The following is a 22,385-nucleotide window of genomic DNA, read 5'->3' on the forward strand; positions in this document are numbered from 1 at the left end:
TAGAGCCTGGGACCGTCCTTTCCACATTCTCCGCGCCGAAATAAATCCCCGAAGGGGTTTCTTGCGGGAGAATGTGGAAAGCACTCAGGAATAACTTTTAACCAGACACAGTTTATTGAACTATCCCAATTAAGATGACTCTACTCGTAAATCCAATTCTAGGAAATGGACGGTCAGTCCAATTTCTGGCCCCACAGTCTTACCTAGATATTAAGGATTATCTTTCCCCAAGACACAGTCTTTGAAGTCTCCCACACAACGATTGTTTGCTCTGACGCTTTCAACTTCAACTGGAACACCAATATAAAATACATTAATTCCATAACGGTTTTTGGTTACGGTGTCGGGGTAATCTGAAGTGACTACCAAACGATTATTTCGGAGCATAAAAGGAACCCTGACATTATTCAAATTAATCCAATTTGCCTGATCCGCCGGGGTTGGAATTGGCGCCTGATCAAAGACATGATTATTGCTAACCTCAACTACTCCCGGGCGAACAACATTGAGCAGGTATATTCCCGCGAAAGTAGTATTAACTCGATCAGGAGCGACAAGCCCATTCCAGGACAGATGATTCTCTTTGATGGTCACGGGTAGATTAGCGTGGATACCGTACCGCATATTAGAGTCGATCTGGTTCCGTAAAATTTGAATGCCCCGCGCATAGTGATCACCAGGATTGTCAATTAGCCGGACACCTGAATCATCATTTCTGGCAATAGTATTGCCATCAATCACTACGTTCCTGATTTGACCGGTGTCTTCGGGTTTAAAAACGGAGGAGTTCATTTTAACCTCCACTCCGTGAACCCGATTGTTGGATAACCTATTTCCGGAAATGGTAACGTCCACTCCTCCTGGATACAGATCAATGGCGTCCCCCCAGTTATCTTCGATGTAGCAATCGGCGATGCGGATATTGGTACAGTTGGAGCGGGTTTTTATTCCGTCATTGCCAAAGCTGGTATCTATTTGACTACGCAAAATCCTCGTCCGAAGGATTTCCACGTCATCTACCCGAAAGTCCTTGAGCGGTCCCCGCGCAGTATCTAATTCGCCCAGGTAAATTTGGTGAGAGTTGGCTTCGAGCAGACAATCCTGGATGGATATATTTTGCCCGTTTCGAACGGTAATTCCACTGTAGTGCCCGGCAAGCGTAAGTTCCTTCAGCAGAATACCACGTTTGAACCCGGGGGGATTTTCAATCAACACCAATGCTTGCCCACTCGCGGGGATGTAGGGCTTGGCGGCAATAATGTTGAGGTCCCGAAGGCTTACCCGGTCCGCCTGCTTAATCCGGACCGCCGAGGTGGTGGTGGAGCGCTCTTTGATGATGATTTCCTTCCCCGTCTCTCCCCTTAGCGTCCAACCAGACTTCAATTTGAGTTCATGATCTCTACGAAGGTAAAGGGTATCCTGGGCGGCCACCAATAGGGTCAATTTTCGCTCCGGTAATTGATCAATGGCCTCCACGTCCACGTAGCGTCGTTGGGCGCTTTCGTCAAAAACGGTAAAGGACTTTTCGTCGATCCGGTAAACGACCTCTTTGCAGGCACCGCAAAAAATTACTACCAAAAGGGCAAGGGTGATACATCTAGTCATTGCAATAGGGTTTGGTTCGTGAATTTAACCCGAAAGCGTAAAAGAGCATATAACCTTACCCACTGCGAAAAATCCTGAGGCATCAACCCTGTTATAGCAAATCCTGGCTATTCCGACCTACGAAAAAGAGCACGCCCCCTCTTTTCCATCCTACTTCCCCCAACATCAAACATCAGTTCTCAAACATCAAACATCAGGCCTCCCCAAACTCCTTCACCAAGGACTCCGAATCCCAGCCGTAATCCCGGGGATAGGTGTTGGGACCGAGGTCGCTTTTCATTTGCTGCTCCAGATCGGAGACCGTTCCGCGCACCATATCGGCGTATTCCCCCTCATCCTGGCGGACCGCCGCCAGGGAGCGCAGGGCGTTGGTGTCGTGTTCCAGGAAGCGGTGGGCATGACGGTCAACCTGGTAGGCCCGGAAGCCAAGAAGCTTCAGTGTTTCTCCGGCGGCGGCCACGCCGTTGCGGAGGGTGTCCCGGAAAATATGGAGTACCCCGGCATCCATCAGGTCGTAGGTGTCCATGTAGTCAAAGGAACGGGCAACAATGTGCAGGTGAAGGAAGTGCTTTTTCACCACCTCCACGAGCATGAGGTTTTGCTCTGGAGTAGGTAATCCGATAATGATGGCTTCCGCTTCTTCCGCGCCCGCGGATTCCAGTAGGTCAAAACGGGTGGCGTCGCCGTAGTAGACCTCAAAACCCATGCGACGCAGGAGGTCCACCCGATCACTGTCGTTATCCAGAATGGTAGCTCGGACCCCATTGGCCCCAAGGAAACGCCCGACCACGGCACCAAAGCGGCCAAAGCCCGCCACGATGACACGGCGTTGTTCTTCGATCGTATCGGCGGGCCGGGACTGTTCCACCTTTTCCCGCGTTCCGAACCGGGGTTGTAGGACCCGCTCATTGAACAGCATCAGCAGCGGTGTTGCCGCCATACTGATGGCTACCACCACGAGGAGCAGGGCAACCGAATCTCCGGGCAGGATTCCTTCCTGCTTGATGAAGGAAAGGAGCACGAAGGCAAATTCACCGGTTTGTGCCAATCCGAGGGAGAAGAGGAAGTTCTGGTCGAGTCCCATCCCAAAGGATTTGCCGATGGCGAATAAAATACCCGCCTTCACGATCAGCAGCGCCACCACCAGCCCCAGGACCAGGACCGGATTGTTGGCCACGAGGTTAAAATCAATGGAAGCACCGACGGCCATGAAGAAAAGCCCCAGCAGCAGTCCCTTGAAGGGCTCCAGATCACTCTCCAGTTCGTGCTTGTAGTGACTGTTTGCCAGCACCACACCCCCGACGAATGCGCCCAGCGCCGGGCTTAATCCCACCAGGGTCATCAGCACCGCAACGGCAATGACGAGCAGCAGCGCTGCGCCCGTCAGTAGTTCGCGCTGTCGGGTGGCCGCCACGATGCGCATGAGGCGGGGAACCAGGTAACGTCCCGCCAGGACGACAAAGACAACCGACCCCAGCGTCAGGAGGGTCTGCACGTAGGCGGGTAATCCGTCCATGGCACCACCTCCGTGGCCGTGGCCATCGCCACCTTCTCCTCCCCCACCGTGGCCCAGGGCCAGCAGGGGCAACAGGGCCAGGATGGGAATCACGGCAATGTCCTGAAAGAGCAGCACGGCGAAGGAGCTTTGTCCGCCCCGGCTTTTCATCAGTCCTTTTTCGTTGAGGGTCTGCAGCACGATGGCCGTGGACGAAAGGGCAAAGGTCATCCCGATGGCGAGGGCCTCGTTCCACTGAAAGCCCGTGAAGTAGGCGATCATCCCGATCACCGCGGTGGAGGCCAGTACCTGCACCCCTCCCATGCCCAGAATGGGCGTGCGGAGCCTCCACAGCAAACGGGGTTCGAGCTCCAGTCCGACGAGGAATAACATCATCACTACCCCGAATTCGGCGAAGTGCAGGAGTTCGTCTCCTTCCTCACCGATAAAACCCAGCAGAAAGGGGCCAATGATGATGCCCGCCAGCAGGTAACCCAGCACGGAGCCCAGCCCCAGGCGCTGGGCCAACGGCACCACCAGCACAGCGGCGGACAAATAGATCATGGCGTCAAATAACAAGGTGTCTCCCATGATGAATTACTTAACGGGGTTGAGGATGCGGTGATCGTTGGCGTAGTAAAGAGGCTTGAGTTCCTCCGGGTCCACCTCCCCGGCCCCGAGGGCACGCAAAAAGGTGTGGTAATCCTTGCGGGCCTTCTCGGCCCCGGCCTGATCGATTCGATGGGTGCCGTGAATGAGGTAGGGTGGCAAATACTCCATCCCGCAGAGTTTCGCCGTTTGTTCCAGCGGACGCAAAAAGTCGTGCATCGTAAATCCGTTGTACCCACCCGCTTCATAGGCCGCGTGTCCGCCGCCGGCGGTGATGACGTTCAGCACCCGTTTTCCCTTCAGGTATACGCCCTTCGAGCCGTAGGCCCATCCATGCTCCAGGGTCAGGTCGATCCACTGCTTGAGCAGGGGCGGGACGGAGTACCAGTACAGCGGATGTTGCCAGATGATGATATCGTGCATCAGCAGCAGCTCCTGTTCGTGCTGCACGTCGACGTAGAAATCGGGATAGTGTTGGTACAGGTCATGAAAGTGGACGTTGGGGATGTCCCCGACGCCCTGAATCAACACCTGGTTTACCCGGGACCTTTCCAGGGCCGGGTGCGCAAATAGAATAAGAACTTTGGGCATGCTGTGAGGCTGGATTGCCAGTATGAACAGCGACCGAAGCGATTGAGTTGAGCCAACTGTAGGTGCCCGTTGGATGTAGCCCGTTCCGTGATGTTTCATCAGCGATTCGGTAAGAATCGCGGTTAATCAGTAAGGCAAACGGTAGCGGCAGAAAATTTAATGGCGCTACTTTGGGCGAGAGACCGCAGGTGCCAGCAGTTTGGTCAGGAGCAATGGGCCATCACCCTACTGACTAACGCTCTCCTTTGCTTGCTCTTGCAGGGTGACTTTGTCGATCTTTCCCGTGGCGTTCTTGGGTAGTTCCTCCACTTTAGTGAAGTACTTCGGCACTTTAAACCTCGCCAGCCCCCGCCGGCAATGCGCCACCAACTGGTCTTCCCCCACCTCTGCCACTTCGCTTTCCGGCACCCAATAGGCGTATCCGACCTCCCCCCAGCGTTCGTCGGCCACTCCCACCACGGCAGCCTCCCGGATGGCCGGATGGGCTTCCAGCCACCGTTCAACCTCCGCCGGGTAGACGTTTTCGCCCCCCGAAATGTACATTTCCTTGAGGCGACCGGCCACGAAAAAGTAGCCATCCTCGTCCCGCCGAACGATGTCTCCGGTCCGAAACCACTCCCCGGCAAAGGCCTTTTTCGTGGCTTCGGGATTGCGCCAGTAGCCCGGGGTGGTCATGGGGCCCCGAAGCCAGAGCTCTCCGGCCTGGTTTGCCGGGCAGGTCCTCCCCTCCGCATCCACAATCTTCGTCTGAACGTAAAAATTCGGGCGGCCGATGGAGCCCCGTTTACGGTCCGCGTCATCCTGATGGAGGGAAAAGAGATTGGGCCCCACTTCGGTCATCCCGAATCCCTGCCGAATGGGCACCCCCCGGTCATGCCAACGCTTGATGAGCTCGGGGCTTAGCGGTTCCCCCCCAACGATCACGTAGCGCAGCGCATCGAAATCTGCCGTTGCGAAGGCCGGATCATCGGCCATCATCCGCAGCATGGTAGGCACCGCCATCAATACCGTTGCTTTTTCTGCTTCCACCACCTTGAGCAGCCGGCCCGCATCAAATTTGCGCAGCAGGCAGGTATAGCCTCCGCGGTGCAGAAAGGGCGTGAGCAAAACGTTCCAACCGCCCGTATGGAAGGGCGGCATTACGTTAACCGTACGGCTCTCGGTGTTGACCACGAGGGAAAGGGCCGTATTGACGCTGTTCCAGAAAAGCATCTTGTGGGTGTACAGCGCCCCCTTGGGGAAACCGGTAGTCCCGGAGGTGTAAAGAATAAAAATGGGGTCATCGGGCGCAATGACCGGCCGATCTTGGCGGGGATGTACCGATTGGCTGATGGCGTAGACGTCCGCAAGGGGAAGGCGGTGTACTCTCTCCGGCAAAACGGTGGTGGACAGAAGGGCATCAAAGCAGGGCTCGACGATAACCATTGCGGGATCGGCATCCCCGAGAATGAAGGCGACTTCCGGGGGACTGAGGCGGTAATTAATCGGTACCAGAATGAATCCTGCCTTCTGAGCGGCCGCAAAGAGTAACGGATACGCCAGGCAATTTTCGGCGAGGATGGCAATCCGGTCACCGGGGGTAAGCCCCCATTCCCCCAAAAGGGCGAGGGCTAGCTGGCTGCCGCCGGCATCCAGTGCCGTAAAGGTCAGCGAATCTCCCGTATCTCCGTCCCTGAAGGCCATTCGATCAGGGGCATACATCGCCCACTGTGCCGACCAGTCCGTTACTTCGTCCATGGTTTTTTCCTGAATTTGGGGTTACCGGAAAGCTTACATCCGGAAAGCTGCGCTGGCGAAGGCCAGTCCGCCACCGGAACCGATAAAGTACACCAGATTTCCCGCTTTGATCAGCCCCTTTTCCCAGGCATCGTTAAAGGCCATCGGAATGCAGGCGGAACCGGTATAGCCATAGTGATGCATAATGGTGTGCCCTTTGTCGCGGTCCACCCCGAGCAGGTCCAGGGTTTCGCGAATGGCATTGACGTTGATCTGGGTGATCATGTAATGGTCCACGTCGGTCGGATTGGCGCCGATCCGGTCCGACAACTGCCGGGCCATATCACTCCAGGTCTCCGGATTGAGTTCTTTGGGGAATTTATGCACGAACTGGAGTTGATACTGTACGGGATCCTGTCCCTCCTGATGCAGCGGGTGACGGGTTCCTCCGCCGTATATGCCCATCCATTCGTTGTACTCTCCCTTGGTGCGCAATTCACTGGCCAGAAAGCCCTTCCCTTCTTCCTCGGTTGCTTCCAGCATGACCGCTCCCGCTCCGTCGGCGAAGAGCGTTACGGTCTTTTTATCGGTTAGGTTCAGGTACTTACTCATGGCGTAGGCACCGATGATCAGAATCTTCCGGTAGCGTTCGTCGGCCCGGATGTACTTAGCCCCGACGTCCAGGGCCGTGACGAAGCCGGCGCAGGCCGTATTGATGTCGAAGGTTCCCGCCCGGGAGGCTCCCAGGCGGTGCTGCAGCACCGCGGCGGTGGAGGGAGAGACGAACTCGGGGGTATCGGTGGCCAGAATGATGAGGTCCAGTTCTTCGGCCTTCACGCCGGCCCGATCCAGGGCCTGCCGGGCCGCCCGCTCGGCGAGGTCCGCCGTACTCTCGTCGGCCGCCGCCCAGCGGCGTTCGAAGATTTCTACGTTCTCCTCCAGCCAGGTAGATACGTCCTGGCCGAGGAGCTCATCGAAGTAGGCGTTGGGTAAAACACGCGCCGGTGCGTAGGCACCGCAGGCCGTGATGGTAGCATTCCGCATGGGAAGGTTATTCTTGTGAGGAGGAGCTCGTCGCCGACGGACGAACCCAGGTGATGAATACGGCGGGAACCGCCGTGAGAAGGAAAGCAATGCTGGCCGTCACCCCCGGATTTTCCAGGGGGAGATTCGTAGTGGGAAAAAGCTCCCGCCCGAACACGTAAAGGCCAAAATGAATACCCAGGGCCGCCCCGGAACAGATCCAGACCAAAGTCCGGGAAGGATTGGGGAACAGCACTCCGACGAGGAGCGGCGGCACCGCCGCCAGAACCAGCCCGTACACGCCCGTCTGGCCAAAAATGCCCAGCAGGGGCGGTGGATTGAGGGCCACCACGAAGGCGGCGATGGCCACGATCACCAACACCAGCTGGCTGACCCGCATGGCTTTTTTCAGGTGCTGTTCCTCGTTGTCCGTTCCGGAACGACGCAGAAAATTGAGTACCAGGTCATTGGCCGTGATGGTGGAAATGCCCACCAACAGTCCGTCCAGGGTAGACATTGCGGCGGCCAACAGCACCACGCTGACGATGGTAAACAGCCAGTCGGGGAAGGTTTCTTTCAGAAAAACCGTCATCACCAGGTCCTGCCGAAAGGCCCCGGAATCCGGGTCCACGAGGGCGGCTTCCGGCACGGCTGCGTGGGCCCAAAAGCCCACCAGTAGCAGCAGGGTGAACAGCAGATAGACCACCGAGAAGACGCCAATGTAGCGACCAACGTCCCGGTTGGTTTTCACGTAGAGCGCTTTGGTCAGGATGTGAGGTTGGCACACCAGGGCCCCGCCGATGCAGAAACCGGCGACGTAAGTAGAGAAAAAGTCCCGATAAAAGACGCTATCCGGATTAACCCAGCTCAACAGATGATCTCCGGCACCTGCGACCTCGCCCCAAAAATTATCGGTTTCCACCATCAGATAAATGCCTACCCCCAGCACCAGGATGGTGACCAACACCATCAGGAAGCCCTGCAGCATATTGGTGTAGACGTGGGCGTAGGTGCCACCGATGAGGACGTAGCCCGTCACGAACACCAGGGTAATGACCAGGGCCACCAGATTGGAAACGCCCAGCAACTGTTGCATCACGATGGAGATGCCCCCGACCAGCAAGACGATGAAGGCGAAACTCAGGAGATTGATGACGGCGAAGTACAGCGAAAAATTCCGGGACCGATAGCGTTTCCCGATCCAGTCCGGAATGGTGAGGGCGTGGGATGCTGCTCCCAACTCCCGGAACCGGAAGGATAACAGGAGCAGCATCAGTACGAAGCCTAAATACACGCTGAGACCGAGATGCATAAACGCCGCCAGGCCATCAACGTAAACAAAACCGGGATTAATGATGAACGTAGCCGCCGAGGCGGTGGCGGCCGCCAGGGTCACCCCTACCTGGAGCGGAGACAAGTCCTGCTTGCCAATCGCAAAGCTGCTGAACCCATCCGTTTTGCGCAGGCCAAGCCAGCCCAGATAGGAGGTTGCCACCAGATAGAGAATGAATAGCGTCCACGCCATCGTCGACAGAAAGTTTTTCCGGGTACTAAGCTAGATTATTTCGCCCGGCGAGGGGGAAGGTTTACCCGGAATTCCAGGGTGTAGAGTCCGCGGGTCGGGGCTGAGGCGGTAAACTCTCTCAGTTCGGTATTGAAGAGGTTATTGGCGGCCAACGACAGGGTTACCCGGTCACTGAAGCGGTAGCCGACGCTGGCGTCAAAGGTGACGAATCCACCCAGTGGTCCGTAGTTGTAGGAGTCCGCCGACCGGGCGTCCTCAATGATGGGCCGTCCGCGGTAGACGAGGTCCGGGTAGCTGCGGCTCGCAATCTGGAAAGAGCTGAAGTAATCATATTCCTGCACCCAACGGCCGAAGAGACTTCCGAACCACTTATCTCCGCTGTAATTCAGTCCGGCACCAACCTTGTGGGTGGGCGCATTGACGAGGATGTCCAGGAAGTTCACCACGCCGTCACCGTTGAAGTCGTTTTCCTCGGTGTTGTCCTCGTCCACGCTGTAATCAAAGTAGGAGTAATTGACGTAGGCACTTAACTCGGGCTGGAAGTAGTAGGTCAGGTTGAAGTCCGCCCCGAAGGTATTCACTTCCCCGAAGTTGATGTAGGTAGCCACCAGGCCACCGAAGGTGCCGAAGGCGGCCTGCACCTCCTCGATGGGGGTATCGCCCCGCTCAGTGGTTACCCCCACCACGGTGACCGGGCTAAGAAAGTCGCGGGAGATGTTGTAGTAAGCATTAGCGTCCAGGAAGAGCTTGCTCTTTTTCAGTTGTCCACGGTAGCCGAGTTCGAAGGTGGAAATTTTTTCTACCCGCTGTTTTTCCACCATGGACCCATCGGCCAGGGTAAAGCCTTCCGCGTTGCCGAGGATGAGGCCACCAAAGAGGTTACCGAACATGTTCAGGATGGTGGGGGCGGCAATGCCCTGCCCGTAGGTGAGTCGCCAGGTGCCCATCTCCCCGATTTTCAGCAGGCCGAGTTTGGGCACGAAGTTGAAGTCGTAGATTTCGTGGTTATCCGCCCGGGCCGCGGCCAGGCCGCGCCAGCCACCCCCAAAATCGTAGGTCAGGTGGGCGTAGGCACCGAGTTGACTGACCTCGATGAAGTCGTCTTCGTTTTCGTCCAGCAGGTAGGTTCCCCGGCTGTTGGCCCGGTCCAGTTGATACTGCACCCCACCGACTACCTTCAACTGTCCGAAGGTGTTGTAGTACTGAAACTCCGTGTTGAGTCGGTTGGAGGCGTCCTGGAACAGGGCACCGCTGGCGTAGGACAGCGGCCCGCGGGCTTCGGCATCCGAAAAGCCGGCGTCCAGCAGGCGGTAATACTGCTTGGTACGGTCGTCAATGGAGTAGGTGGAATCGGTTTTGGAAGAAGTGTAGTAGGCCTGAGCAAACCAGTGATTTCCGCTCGCCTTGAGCTGGAGGTAGCCCACCTGCCAGTCCTTAATCTGGTTCCGGCCTACGTTGGTGGGGGAAAGGTAGGTGCTGTTGCTCATACCACCGGCCAGCTTGAAGTTAAGTTTATCGGAGGGGTCGTAGTGCAGGGCGAATTCACCGCGCAGGAACTCAACGTCGCGGTCCAGTTCCAGTTCTTCGTAGCCTTCGGCCTGTCCGTCTGGAATGGGATTGCCCAGCGTATCCACGGCGCCAACCCGGTCGATGAAGACCGAGTCCGCCCACTCGAATTCCGTTCCGGTGGTGTACTCCCCCGTCACCTTAAAGGCCAACTTATCGCTGAGCACCTGGGCGTGCCGGATGCGCGCGCTGAAAAAGGCATCGCCGTCGCCGGTAACCCCGGGGTTGAGGGTAAAGGTCGTTCCCTGATACTGGCGAGGATCTTTGGTAATGGTATTCAGCAGGCCGTTGTGGGCGTTAGGCCCGTAGAGGGTGGAGTTTGGCCCCAGGATTAATTCCACCTGTTCGATGTCTTCCTTGATGGTGGTGTTCAGCGGACCGAAGGGCAGGCCGGTAGCCACCAGGGTACTGAAGCGGCCGTCGGTTACCTGCAGGTTCTTGGCGTTGAAGTTGGAGTTGAAACCCCGGATATTGAAGGCCGGGGCGGCCAGGCCGGCGCGGAAGTAGTCGACCCCCTTCTGTCGGGCCACCAGTTCCGCCGGATTACCGGCGTATTCCAGGATTTCCCGACTGAAGATGGTCTCAATCGTGGCCGGACTTTCCGTGATCCGTTCCGGTTGCCGGGAACCGGAAACCACCACTTCGTTGAGTTCAAAACCTTCCGTCAGGGTAAAGTTCAGGGTCAGCGCCTGACCGGCCGATACCGTAATCTCTTCCGTGGCGTTGGCGTAGCCGATGAAGGTAACCTGTAGGGTGTACGTTCCGGGATCGAGCGTCAGCGAATAGCTTCCGTCCGCGTCGGAAAAAGCACCCAGTGAGCTCCCGGAAACACCAATGGTTGCGCCCGGAAGGGGTGATCCGTCGTCGGCGGCTACCAGGCCGGATACGGTGGCCCGTTGGGCAAAAAGCACCCCGCTGCCGAGGCTGAATAATAGTATTAGTAGTGTGTAGCGCATGATTGATCCTTAGTTAGAGCAGACATTTATTCGGCCATTTGCGGCAACAGAAAAGAGGATATTCCCCCACGGTGGCGCACGGCCGAACAAAAATTCAACGGGGGCAAAGTAGCTGTCTGTCCGCCGCAATTTCCTTCCTCCATTTCACTAAAAGAGGGTGGACCGAACAAAAAAAAGAGGCCCCGATTCACGAAAATCGCGAGCTTTTCCCGGAATTAGCTACCGTCCGCAAGGGGGTGGACTCCGGGGAATACTTACTGGATAAATTGTCGCAGGTAGGTGTTGAAGCGGTCGGATTTTTCCCACTGCACGAAATGCCCCGACTCCGGCAGGAAGGATAATTGCGCCCCCGGAATTCCTTTTTCGCCTACTTCCGCCACGGTGGCGACGGTGAGGGTGGGATGCAAAATCTTATTGGGAATAAGCTGATCATTCTCCCCAAAAAGGATCAGGGTTGGCACCTCAATTGCTCCCAATCGATTGGCCACCGGAGCGTCCAGCATGCCCATTACGCAGCGCGGAATCATCGCACAATACGCAGCGTAGGCCGCCGAGTCTTCGCGGAGCGCCAGGCGGTCTTGAATCATGAACTGTGCGTCTTCCGGCATATCGAAAAAGTTGACGGCGAAGTTCTTTTTGATCTGGGCTTCGGGGGTGGCCATCAGGATTTCCGGACGTACGTAGGTGGCGAAAAAGGTCCGGTCCGTTTCGGAGAAGGACTCCAGTCCGGCGGGAGCGGCAAGGACCATTTTCTCCAGATAATCAGGCCGTTGGAGCGCCAGCGTCATGGCGATTTGTCCCCCCATGGAATGCCCGACCAGCGTCACTTTTTCCAGCTCTAGTCCCCGAATCAGTGCGTCCAGGGATTCGGCAAAAAAATCCATGCTGTAGGGGAATTCCCCCTTACCGGACTTCCCGTATCCGGGCAGATCCAGGGCAATGCACCGGTAGTCTTTCCGCAATGCCGCTACGTTCTTCTTCCACGCCTGCAAGTTAGAGCCGAGGCCGTGTACAAAGACCAACGTCCGCTCTCCCTTCCCTTCGTCTACGTACGCCAGGCGAAGGGAATCATTGACGTCGTGGTAGTGCACGGGAAAGGGGTATTGCCAGGAGTCCATGGTACTTTTTTGGGCCACCGAACCGCAGGAAAAAGCGAGCAGGGCCAGTAGGGTGAAAGAATAAACCAGAGGTCGCATACGGGTCAGTTTGGATTGGGCCAAAATAGGGCGAGGACGCAGGTGCCGGGCATTTCCCGAAAAGCAATGTTTTCGGTTAGTCCACCCCTAAAAAAATAGCCTTACACTTCTGTAAATCAGCTTTTTACTTACTAAAATATCCCCCAGTCAACACTTTTTTCTTTTTACCTTGTCCGCTCCCACGGTTCTTGCCGGGGTAGTTTTCCCGCCAAGATCATCACAAAGCAACATCATGCTACAACTTACCGGCCGCGTGGCCATCATTACCGGTGCTGCCCGGGGAATTGGAAAAGTAACCGCCGAAAAATTCGCGCAGCTCGGGGCTACCATTGCTGCCTGGGATATTGATGAACGGGCCGGACAACAACTCGTTGCCTCCCTGACCAGTGCCGGGCACGACGCCAAATTCTACCTGGTGAATACCACCGACCAGATGGCCTGCCAGCAGGCGGCCGCTTCCGTCGTTGAAGACTTTGGCAAGGTTGATATTCTCATCAACAATGCCGGCATCACCCGCGACAGTAGTTTCAAAAAAATGACCACCGAGCAGTGGCAACTCGTCCTGGACGTAAACCTTACGGGCGTTTTTCACGCCACCAAGGCCGTCTTCCCCTTCATGGCCGAGGCCGGTTACGGCCGAATCCTGAACGCCTCTTCCGTAGTGGGGCTTTACGGGAACTTCGGCCAAACCAATTATGCGGCCACCAAGGCCGGCCTGATCGGCATGACCAAAACCTGGGCCCGGGAATTTGGCCGCAAGGGCATCACGGTAAATGCCGTAGCCCCGGGCTTCATCGCTACCGAAATGACGGCCGAAATGCCGGAAGCCATCCTGAAGGGGATGGAAGAGAAAACTCCCATGCAGCGCCTTGGTCTGCCCGAGGACATCGCCAATGCCTACGCCTTTCTGGCCTCCGATGCGGCTAGCTTCATCACCGGAACCTGTCTGAGCGTAGACGGAGGACTGGTCCTCTAGCGTTCCCAAAACTCCTTCCATGCGCAACCGCCTTCAGGCCTTCACCGATTTTACCAACCAGCTGCTTCCCCACGAAACGGCCTACCTGTTGCGTACCCATCGGCTGGAAGATCAGGAGCGCATTGCCATCCTGGAGCGCGTTGACCATAACTGCCGCCAAATCCAGCAGTTCACCCCCTACGACCCCAACATCAACAAGCGGAAGTACCACCACCTCAAGCTCTGGATCGAGGAGCGGCTGCAGTCCATTGACGTGGACGTACAACACGACTGGCTCCTGCAGTTGGAACGTAAAATCATGACGGATACCATTGAGCCCGCCGACGAGAAAAAGCTGCTTAAGATGGTCCGACGGTACGAGCATCCGGCCTACTACTTCATGAAGCTGTATGAAGTACTGCAGCACTACCGCCACTTCCTCCAGATTCGCCTCCGCTACCGGGACCACAAGCTGGTCGATGACTTCGTCCGCTCCTACGCCGAACAGTACGACCGCAGCAAAAAATGCTACGATCACCTGCACGCCATTACGCAGGACGTGGTGGGGCAGTACGCCGAACAATCCCTCCAAAGCGACCACTGGCAAGATCTTTTGGAAGGTATTTTCATGGACACCGACATGGACGGGCTCAACCGCTACCTGGCCCTGGTCCGGCTGACCTTCATCGGATTTAACTACCGAAATTATGATCGGGTGCTCCAGCACTTCGATCAGATGGACAAAGCCTTTACCGAGGGTAAACACTACTCCCGCCGATTGCTCACGAATTACTACGGCAACCGACTCTTGCTCCACTCCCAGCGTAAGGAATACGAAAAGGCCGTCTACTACGGTCGCCTTTCCGTGCGCGCCCGCAACTACGATTACCTGTTTTACGTCAACAACCTGGCGGCCGTGCTACTCCGGCTCAACCAGCGGCAGCAGGCGCTGCAGCTCCTGCAATCTGCCCGGGAAGTCGCCCGGGAAACGGTCAACCCCCACAACCGCATCGGCTACGTGGCTTTCTACCTGGAGGCGCTGATCAAAAACGGCCGCACGGGGCAGGCAGAATCCTACGGAGACACCTACCTGCGGGCCTACCGGAAAGACATCCTGCGCTACCGCTGGCACCTCTTCTTCACCATTTACCTCCAGGCCATTCTCCTGCAGGGACGCTACGAAAAAATTCTACGCCTCAACCGTCAGTATAAGCTGCTCGAAAAAGACCGCGACTACTCCGCCAAAGCCAGCTACCTACCTTCCATTCCCGTAATGGTTGATCTGGCCCAGTGGCGGGAGGGAAACATCACCGACGAGGATTTCCAGCATCGATTTCAACGCATCCGAGCCCTGGTCTCCGACGGACGCAAGGAAGAACGGTTCCGGCGATTCTGTGAAGACCTGGGAAATTTGCTTCCGGTACTGGTCAACAGCTAGAGGAATCAATGTCTTACGCATTAGACTGAAGGGAGTAAAACTTCACGCTTGGGATAATGAGCCTAAGCGTGTTCAGAACAGTGGATTCACATTAGACTTATTCCCTACTCCATGATCCACGGATAGGCCGACGCAAAGGCCAGCTGCCAGGTGTCATGGCCGTGTCCCTTTCCGGGGAAAACGTCCGACATCAGGAGGCTATCCGGAAGGCCAGCGTCTCGTAGGACGGTCATCATTTTTCGGTTATCGTTTACGGTGGAGGATTCTTCTTCCCCCGCACAGAAGTAGAGGCGCATCTGCGTAAGGTCTACGGATTCATGAAGCGTGAATACTTTTTCGTTCACCCACAGCGAAGGAGAGAAAATCAGGCCGCGACTAAAGACCTCCGGATAAGTCATTACCCCGTAGTAAGCCATCAATCCACCCAGGGAGCAGCCACCAAGACCGGTATGCTCCCGGTCAGTGAGCGTCCGAAAGTTCGCGTCCACCCAGGGCTTTAGTCCGTTCACTACCCAATCCAGGTGCCCCGCGCCGGTAACGGGTACCTTATCGGGATAGTCCGGGCTCGGGAAGGGCTTGTATTCGGTAAGTCTCTCGTCGGAATCCGCGATGCCAATGACGATGGCCGCCGGCCCTCCCCGGCCGGCCACCCGGTTAATCACTTCATCCACCTCCCATTCCGTTCCCTTATTCTCGAGTTCATTAAACAGGGCCTCTCCGTCAAAGAAGTAAAGTACCGGATACCGCAGACTGTCCCGCTCCCGATACCCTTCGGGGAGCAAGACGTAAAGCGTACGTTTCTTTCCCAGGTAATCAACCAGGATAGTATCCGGCAGGGTCATCACGTTGGGGGCGGCCGTATTGGTTAGAGTGGCCAGGTAGGCGGCACGTTCCTTCCGCTGCTCGTATTCCTTCCAGCCCAGAAAGGCCGCCAACAGGAGCAACATAAACAAGACTCCCAGTAGCGCTCGCAGTAGAAAACGTTTCACGGCTAATATTTTCAACAAAATACTTACGGAAAGTTAAAGTCGCCCCCCTGATCATCAGTCATGATCAAAAAACCAAGGGGAAAGACCCACGCGACACCTACGGCTACGGCCTGCAGGTATGGGACAACACCATCTACGGCCACGCCGGAGACATGGACGGCTTTGCCTCCTTCTACACCTTTTACCCGGACCGGGATTACGGTTTCGTCCTCCTCACCTCCAGCGGGGAAGATTGGATGATGCCGCTGGTGGGGCGGCTACACGGTCTGCTGGGGGAGTAGCGTCCGGTACCAGTAAATCAGGATTGCCTCACCGGCTACTCCACATCAAAACAAAACTCGGTTCTCGACGAGGACGCTCCCGAGAAGCGAATCGTATAGCAGGCTCGCGTCCCCACGAAAATATTGTTGGTGACGAAGTGGGTGCGGTCCGCCGCAAAGCCGCGGCTGATGCCGGGGCCATCGACCACTATCCCGGATATTTCATCCTTTAGTTCAGTGGACAACTGGTTATAAATGGATTCGAACTCCACTCTGGCGGTACGCTCATCAAAGTCTACCGTGGTGAATTCCACCGACAAAATGGTAAAGAATTCCGTGTCTTCCTCGGCAAAAACGTTTGGCGGCAAACGGGGAATTTCTTCTTCAATGCAGGAGGCCAGCAATAGGAGGGGTAAAAGGAAAAGAATATTTTTCATCACTAAAATTTGAGGGTAAAGCCTAATTGCGTTGACCGGGCATCTACCGCGATGAGCGGATCTGCGTTTCGCCATACCTGCGCAAAGGGATTTTGGGGTTCGTACACTGGCCGCTTCATGGTTTTCTTACCCTTCTTGATAAAATAGACAATGGTCGCTCCCGCCATTACCCCCGCGGCCGACAAATAAAGTACCGTACGGTTGTTGTGTACCTCCACCGCATCCTGATAATCCGCTACCGCCAAATCGTATTCTTCCCGAATTTGGTTGATCTCTTCGATTTCGGCCACCAGGCGATATGCTGCCGCCCGATTGCTCATTAAATCTGCCAGTCGGTCCACTTCCTTACGGTTTCCCTGGGTTCCCAGATAAGCCAGGGCTACGGTACCACCAACTAGCCCGACATCCACGATCCGCCTGGCCAACATTTTATTGTTGTGAATTCGTACGGCTTCAACGTGCTCCAGATACCTCGGCGATTGCGTCGTCAGACCTTTTCTGAAGTAGGTGGTTTCGTCAGGTTTTACCACTACCTCCGCCGGAAACACTTCAAACCTGGGCGCCCACACTTCAATGGGGTAAGTTCCTGCGGGTAAAGAAACCTCTTTTTGGTTCTCGATGGAAATCGTCTTTCCATCAACTTTTACGATGGCATTACCCGGCGTAATTTCGAAAACTACCTTGCCGGTTGCCTGGGAAAAAAGAGAAAATCCAGCTGCTAAGTAGCAGCACATTAATATTAGACGGAGCATTAATAGGGTCTTTAGTTCTACCGGCAAGGTAGATACAATTTGCGTACCCTTCTAACAATGTGCTCAATTAATTGGGTAGGTGATTAACTGTAATAGCCACTACACGATTCGACAAATTGGACACATTGAAACGATCCTCATGCGACAGTCACTGCTTTTCCTTTTTCCTCTTCAAATCAGCCCTACTGGGCTTTTAGAGGGCCGATTCGAAAAGGAAAAAGGAATTTAGGCTGTAAGATTTCCTTTCAATCAAAATGCACTGTCTGACAGATCAAGTATTCCTTTTTACAGATTAACACTACGATTATTTCTCTGTTGAGACAGTTAGGAGTAAGTATATATCAATAGAGACCATTATTGATTTAAACCTTGTGAGTTTATTTCTTTGGCTAATATCCAGGGTACTCTAGGTATTGCTCAGTCTACCTTCGATGTTTAGCGCATCGCGATATTCTCGATATAGTGCTACGAAAGCTCGCTCCGCATCATGTGGGAAATTATAGGTAAAGACGTGCTTCGTTTCCTGATCATCATTTATTTCCCGGACTTGGTGAAGCGTCCCCAGCCAGTCATCATAATGCTTGAGTAAATCCCCAGCATATTCCATGTGGCTGGCAGGAATAAGGTACCCTTTATCTAAAAGCAACTTGCGGATGGTTTCATTGCACTGTTTCAAAATCGCCTCTTGGTAAGCGTTGTTAGGCTCATACGCCCCCAAAGCTATTTTACTTCGCTTGAGTTGCATCACCATTGGGCCCAGCAGTTCTTCTAAAGCTCGTCGTTTATAATCGAATTGGGCTTCGAGATAGCGGTCACGTTGCTTGAATTCATCCGCAATTTGTTCTTTCAAACGTGTCTCTCGCCGAGAGATGATGTACCCAATGATTCCTGTCAGGATAATTAAAGAAATGCTCTCTTGAAGAAGGTTTTGTAGGAAATCCATTTTAGTAGCCTTGTATGATTAATTTAATATTGACCTTACTGAAGGCATCAAACTCTAATCCGCTTCTGCCAAGTTTCCGGCAACAACGTTTGAAGTAAGACCGAACGCTCCGCTTCGTCAAGTATCACCTCAGCATCCAGATTCTTTTTGTTTAACTGATAGATCAATTCTCGGCAACGGCCACAGGGCGGCAATACTTTCCCATCATGGGCGACGGCGACCATCCTTTTCAACTGAGTTTCTCCCGCTTGAATCATGGCGGCGGTGCTGTGCTCAGCACAAAAACCGATACCGCAAAGCAATGCTAAGTTTATCCCGGTGAATACATTTCCGGATTGGGTTTCAATCGCAGCTCCGACATAACCCAAATATTCCCAGTCTTCCCGCTTTGCGGATAGCGGGAAGGCTTTTTCGGTGGCGTTTTGGGCTTTCTTTATCAAAGATCTGGCAATCACGTTTAGCTTATTCTGTTTGTTCAATTATTTTACTGAAGAAATTTATCTTTTTTTTTGAAGTTCCTATTTAGCATGAAGCACGATTAGGGTGAACTCATGTACAAACCTTAATTACCCTTACCTCTTAGGTGCTTTTTTCAATACAGTTTTGGATAGGCCCGAAGGTTCTATGCCCCATATATTGGAAACCAGATCTTCCGTTTTCGCGATAAACTGATCAGTATTCAATCCTGCGATAAACGCTAAAGCAAAAATGCCGAGGTAAGAAGCGTCGGCATCCGGAGAAGCTTCCAAAACAAAAAGACCCGCTGCTACTAAGAAGTAGGTGAAGCCTCCGATAATAATACCAAGTATCGGTCGGAGAAGGTACCAGGGAATCCAAACATCGTCCCAATCTTGTTCCCTAGAGTAATGGTAATATATTGCCCAGAGGCAGTAACTGACGGCTCCAAAGCCACCAGCAAAGCAGCACTGTATTACTACATTGTAATCCGAGATCCAAGAGGGCGAATATCCACTCAAAGTGAATAGTAGAAGGGCTACTAATACGAACAAGAATGTGATTAGGTATGCAGCAACTAGCTTCATAATACTGTGGTTTTTTTGTTATTTCCCCAGAGTGTTTACTGGTAATTTATGGGCCACGCGTGGGTCCGCCATGTCCCGCTCGTAGTGATACGTCAGGCTTTCCTGGGGCGCCGCAAAGAATACCGCATGCCGATTTTCACCTCTAGCCTGCAGCCGCTTCAGCTGGTAGTTGTTGCTGGTTACGGTGTAGGGCAATCCGGCTCTTTCCGTTCCGTCGTCCGCGTAAACCTCCTGCCGCAGAAGCTGGCCCTTCAGGGCCCGGCAGGCTTCGCGTTGCTCTTCCGTGCTCAGATCGGGCGGAAAGGCCGAATCTTCCAGGGGCCAATCGGCGTGGGTAGGTTCTCCGGCCTCGTCTCGTTCGCGGAAGTATTCCGCCCGATAGGGCGTGCGGGTGTGGTCTGGAAGGTAATAATGGCCGGTGTGAAACCAGGTCTTGGTATAGATCGGGGGGACGTCAGTGACCTCAGACCAGTTGCTACCGGGCGGGGTGTAGGCTTCATCCTTACGCAGCGTTGCAAAGTCTTCCGTATCCCACTGCTCCACCAACCCGAAACCGCGGAACTCTCGCTCCGCCCGGTCGTAATAGCCATGGTGGTAAGCGTAGCGGGTTACGAAGCTATTTTTACTGATGTGGTCATAAGTCTCCTGTCGGGTAAGTACAAGCACCGGGAAAGGTAACTTGGTGATCCAAGGCTTTCCAGCAGCTTTGTCAGCTAAATAAAAGTCGGTAGAAGGCTGGTAAGTCAGGCGGATCTCCGCCCCCCGGTTATTATGAATGCCGATTAGCAGGTGGGGCTTTTCGGGCATCAGATCTACGTAGCGCAAAGGGCTTTCCTGGTGTGAAGGCACCGGTGAAGACCACACCAGCTGGGCAGTTCCTTTTGCCAGGAAATCAATGACCTGGACAGTGGTAAGGCTATCTATCGGCAGAGGTATATTTATCGGTACTGGATCGCGCCAGCTATTACCCGCTTCGTTGTGCCAAAACTGTATTTGTTCTCCACCGAGATAAATAATGTCAGTAGTGCCAGAACCATCAATATCGGCTAGCTTGATGTAACGTTGGTTAAACTGATCGTTGGTATCAAATTTGGGACAGTTTTCCATTTCAACCTTTGGGCTAAAACGGGCATAGCCCATATTTGCCCAGTAGCAGATATTGTCTTTTCGAATGCGAACGATATCGGTTAGCCCATCACCGGTCATATCTGCCAGATAAATGGATTGTTCAGGATTGCTAAAAACGATCTGGGGTCCTTTGGTTTCATCCAGGGCTTTGGCTATGCGCTGTGCCGCCCCGTAGCCAACTTTACCTTCTGAAGGATAATATACCAGGTGATCCTGCTCCGTGATGAGTAAGTCCGGGATACCGTCACCAGTTAAATCAATTCTTCGAAGGTCGGGTGCCTGAAAGTTGATATTCGGCTGATGATCAAAGTGTCGTAATTTATTCCAGCGTCCTTCTTCAGTTCTGGCAAAATAACCCTTTACTTGTGGTGAGTGTACTTCGTATTCTAGTTGACCGTCTCCATCTATATCTACTAACTGTCCTGCCGTACGTTGTGGGTTAGCCAGAGAGGGCAGATCTGGTACTGTTGCTAATTTGGCGAATTGGCCATTCCCTTTGTTCTCTGCCCAATACCAACCTCCGTTTTTCTTTAGCAGGATATCTGATACACCATTGCCATCATAATCGACAAACTGGGCTTCATTTTGATTGATCAGTTTACCTACAGGATAATCCGTTTTGATATCCTCTATTGTTAAAGGGAGTAGAGGAGGCTTTGTCCTGGTCTCCGCTTTTGAATAGGTAAATTTTAGGGGCGGAAAATCAGCTTTTTCATAGGTTTCACCCTTTTTGCGATAGCTCGTATGAGTCACAGCAATGAGTTTAGTTGCCATCTCATTCTGATCGTATTTTAAATCAGTAGAGCGAACCAAATAATCCTTCGCGTCCAATTCTTTCTCAAAGTGATGGTACATTAACACCCGCCGGCAAAGCCGATAGGTGCGAATATCGAAGCCCGAGCGGAAGCTCGAGAAGGGATCGGGGCGGCACGACCAAGGTTGCTGCTCCTCGTAAGTAGGGGCTTCTTCCGCATTGGACTCCTCACCAGAGAGATGCTCGCCATAGTCGAAGACCAATTCGAACAACCAAGAATTTGGTTTATTCCATTCGTTATGAGTGGGAGGCTCCGCCGTGAGTCCCTCATTTAGGTAGGGAACTTTATTCCCGTAGTAGACTCGCTTGAGATAGCGGTTGGTCGGTGCCGATCGGTTTTTTTCGTGTCCAAGGGTAGTGTCTACTTTCTTCTGATCTTCCGGTTTATACCGGTAATACATCACGTTGCCCTTGTCATCGTAGCAGTACTCCATTAACCACTCGAAGACTTTGGTTTCATCTTCCGGGCTCGCAATACGCGCGGAGGCACTTCGTCCGTAGACCGTCGTGACATTCTCCTTACTGATGGATCGCCAAAAGGTAGTACCCTCGGCTGCGGTCCATTTTTCGATGCGGGCGAACAACCCCTCGATACGGGGGCGATAACGCTTCACGGTATAGCCATCTACTACTGGCAGCGGTGCTTCGTCTTCGAGCACGGGCACCAAATCCTCCGCTCCCGAAAGCAGAAAAACATCGCTTTCTTCTTCGTCCTGGTAGCGGGGCAGCCCCTTCTGCGTTTTTCTGGCAACGGAGGGCAAGCCGATACTCCAGCCCAGCCCAAAGACGGAGTTGCCCGTGCCGGAATCGTAAGACAGCGACAACTCAGGCGTAAATCCCGCTCGGCCCGGACTGATCGCAAGGGGAACGGTCAGTTGTCCAGTTCCGGTAACCGGGTTAACCCGGAATTTTTCTCCCACGCCCTGAATGGCACCACCTCCCTTAGGAAGTGAGATTTTGGGTTGCTGTTGCCCATCCCCCACAAAAGAGGAAGCCATCCCTTGGTGGCGGTCCGTCTGCTGACTACTCCCTAATGGTGAACTGCTTTCCATTATGATTGGGCTTGAAATCCATGTTAAATGCAATTAGCATCCCCAATCACCATTATTGGGAATGAATCAACGAGCGTAACCTACTCCCCTGTGGGCAAGCTAATTGCAAAATGTATGTTGGAATTGAAATTTACTTATTCGAATTAATCCTACTATTGACTTCGATCAGCGTAAAAATTCTTTTTCGTCACTATTCAGATCAATTTAATCGCGGGGCCCATCTTACGTGGTGTTGCCAATAGATGTCAAAATCCTACAGTCTTCTCGCTCCTCTTGTCGAACTTACGTTACG

18 protein-coding genes are annotated in these 22,385 nt (G+C 53.9%); 3 read left to right on the forward strand and 15 right to left on the reverse strand.

Annotation, left to right across the window (positions count from 1 at the left end):
• Positions 1-210: 210 nt before the first annotated feature.
• The 8 genes from E1J53_RS20820 to E1J53_RS20855 all read right to left on the reverse strand — a co-directional run bounded on the left by E1J53_RS20820 (position 211) and on the right by E1J53_RS20855 (position 12,282).
• The gene (locus tag E1J53_RS20820; protein ID WP_134274442.1) at positions 211-1,605 is read right to left on the reverse strand and encodes a right-handed parallel beta-helix repeat-containing protein; all 1,395 of its coding nucleotides are present in this window, start codon (positions 1,603-1,605) and stop codon (positions 211-213) included.
• Between the two features lie 193 nt (positions 1,606-1,798).
• On the reverse strand, positions 1,799-3,691 hold the full coding sequence (locus E1J53_RS20825; RefSeq protein ID WP_134274441.1) for a monovalent cation:proton antiporter-2 (CPA2) family protein: 1,893 nt from the start codon (positions 3,689-3,691) through the stop codon (positions 1,799-1,801).
• Positions 3,692-3,697: 6 nt separating this feature from the next.
• A complete protein-coding gene (locus E1J53_RS20830) occupies positions 3,698-4,300 on the reverse strand; it encodes an NAD(P)H-dependent oxidoreductase (RefSeq protein ID WP_134274440.1) in 603 nt (200 codons plus the stop codon).
• 225 nt (positions 4,301-4,525) lie between these two features.
• On the reverse strand, positions 4,526-6,037 hold the full coding sequence (locus tag E1J53_RS20835; RefSeq protein ID WP_134274439.1) for a class I adenylate-forming enzyme family protein: 1,512 nt from the start codon (positions 6,035-6,037) through the stop codon (positions 4,526-4,528).
• Positions 6,038-6,070: 33 nt separating this feature from the next.
• Positions 6,071-7,060 carry a 3-oxoacyl-ACP synthase III family protein gene (locus E1J53_RS20840; RefSeq protein WP_134274438.1) on the reverse strand — a complete coding sequence of 330 codons (990 nt, stop codon included), beginning with the start codon at positions 7,058-7,060 and terminating at the stop codon, positions 6,071-6,073.
• 7 nt (positions 7,061-7,067) lie between these two features.
• Positions 7,068-8,564: a hypothetical protein gene (locus E1J53_RS20845; protein WP_134274437.1), complete on the reverse strand. Its 1,497-nt coding sequence runs from the start codon at positions 8,562-8,564 to the stop codon at positions 7,068-7,070.
• Between the two features lie 35 nt (positions 8,565-8,599).
• Positions 8,600-11,086 (reverse strand): TonB-dependent receptor, encoded by a 2,487-nt coding sequence (locus tag E1J53_RS20850; RefSeq protein WP_134274436.1) that lies wholly within the window; start codon positions 11,084-11,086, stop codon positions 8,600-8,602.
• A gap of 254 nt (positions 11,087-11,340) precedes the next feature.
• Entirely contained in the window at positions 11,341-12,282 is a 942-nt protein-coding gene (locus E1J53_RS20855) for an alpha/beta fold hydrolase (RefSeq protein WP_253932209.1), read from the reverse strand.
• A 232-nt stretch (positions 12,283-12,514) separates the two neighbouring features.
• Here E1J53_RS20855 and fabG point away from each other — a divergent pair, with 232 nt between their 5' ends.
• Positions 12,515-13,258: a 3-oxoacyl-[acyl-carrier-protein] reductase gene (fabG, locus tag E1J53_RS20860; RefSeq protein WP_134274435.1), complete on the forward strand. Its 744-nt coding sequence runs from the start codon at positions 12,515-12,517 to the stop codon at positions 13,256-13,258.
• Positions 13,259-13,277: 19 nt separating this feature from the next.
• On the forward strand, positions 13,278-14,675 hold the full coding sequence (locus E1J53_RS20865; RefSeq protein WP_134274434.1) for a hypothetical protein: 1,398 nt from the start codon (positions 13,278-13,280) through the stop codon (positions 14,673-14,675).
• 104 nt (positions 14,676-14,779) lie between these two features.
• Here the strand turns inward: E1J53_RS20865 and E1J53_RS20870 are convergent, their stop codons facing one another.
• Positions 14,780-15,664, reverse strand: a complete 885-nt coding sequence (locus E1J53_RS20870) for an alpha/beta hydrolase-fold protein (protein ID WP_134274433.1) — start codon at positions 15,662-15,664, stop codon at positions 14,780-14,782.
• Positions 15,665-15,717: 53 nt separating this feature from the next.
• On the opposite strand from E1J53_RS20870, the gene E1J53_RS20875 reads away from it, so the two are divergent.
• A complete protein-coding gene (locus tag E1J53_RS20875) occupies positions 15,718-15,945 on the forward strand; it encodes a serine hydrolase (RefSeq protein ID WP_368671768.1) in 228 nt (75 codons plus the stop codon).
• Positions 15,946-15,980: 35 nt separating this feature from the next.
• Here E1J53_RS20875 and E1J53_RS20880 read toward each other — a convergent pair whose 3' ends face one another.
• The 6 genes from E1J53_RS20880 to E1J53_RS20905 all read right to left on the reverse strand — a co-directional run bounded on the left by E1J53_RS20880 (position 15,981) and on the right by E1J53_RS20905 (position 22,093).
• Complete coding sequence (locus E1J53_RS20880) at positions 15,981-16,361, reverse strand: hypothetical protein (RefSeq protein ID WP_134274431.1); 381 nt, start codon at positions 16,359-16,361, stop codon at positions 15,981-15,983.
• 2 nt (positions 16,362-16,363) lie between these two features.
• The gene (locus E1J53_RS20885) at positions 16,364-17,113 is read right to left on the reverse strand and encodes a PEGA domain-containing protein (protein ID WP_134274430.1); all 750 of its coding nucleotides are present in this window, start codon (positions 17,111-17,113) and stop codon (positions 16,364-16,366) included.
• 406 nt (positions 17,114-17,519) lie between these two features.
• Positions 17,520-18,056, reverse strand: a complete 537-nt coding sequence (locus E1J53_RS20890; protein ID WP_134274429.1) for a hypothetical protein — start codon at positions 18,054-18,056, stop codon at positions 17,520-17,522.
• Positions 18,057-18,103: 47 nt separating this feature from the next.
• Entirely contained in the window at positions 18,104-18,535 is a 432-nt protein-coding gene (locus E1J53_RS20895) for a cytidine deaminase (RefSeq protein ID WP_134274428.1), read from the reverse strand.
• A gap of 93 nt (positions 18,536-18,628) precedes the next feature.
• A complete protein-coding gene (locus E1J53_RS20900; protein ID WP_134274427.1) occupies positions 18,629-19,099 on the reverse strand; it encodes a hypothetical protein in 471 nt (156 codons plus the stop codon).
• Positions 19,100-19,117: 18 nt separating this feature from the next.
• Positions 19,118-22,093, reverse strand: a complete 2,976-nt coding sequence (locus E1J53_RS20905) for a SpvB/TcaC N-terminal domain-containing protein (RefSeq protein ID WP_134274426.1) — start codon at positions 22,091-22,093, stop codon at positions 19,118-19,120.
• Between the last annotated feature and the right edge of the window lie 292 nt (positions 22,094-22,385).

This window comes from Lewinella sp. W8, assembly GCF_004375085.3.
Classification (GTDB): Bacteria; Bacteroidota; Bacteroidia; order Chitinophagales; family Saprospiraceae; genus Neolewinella.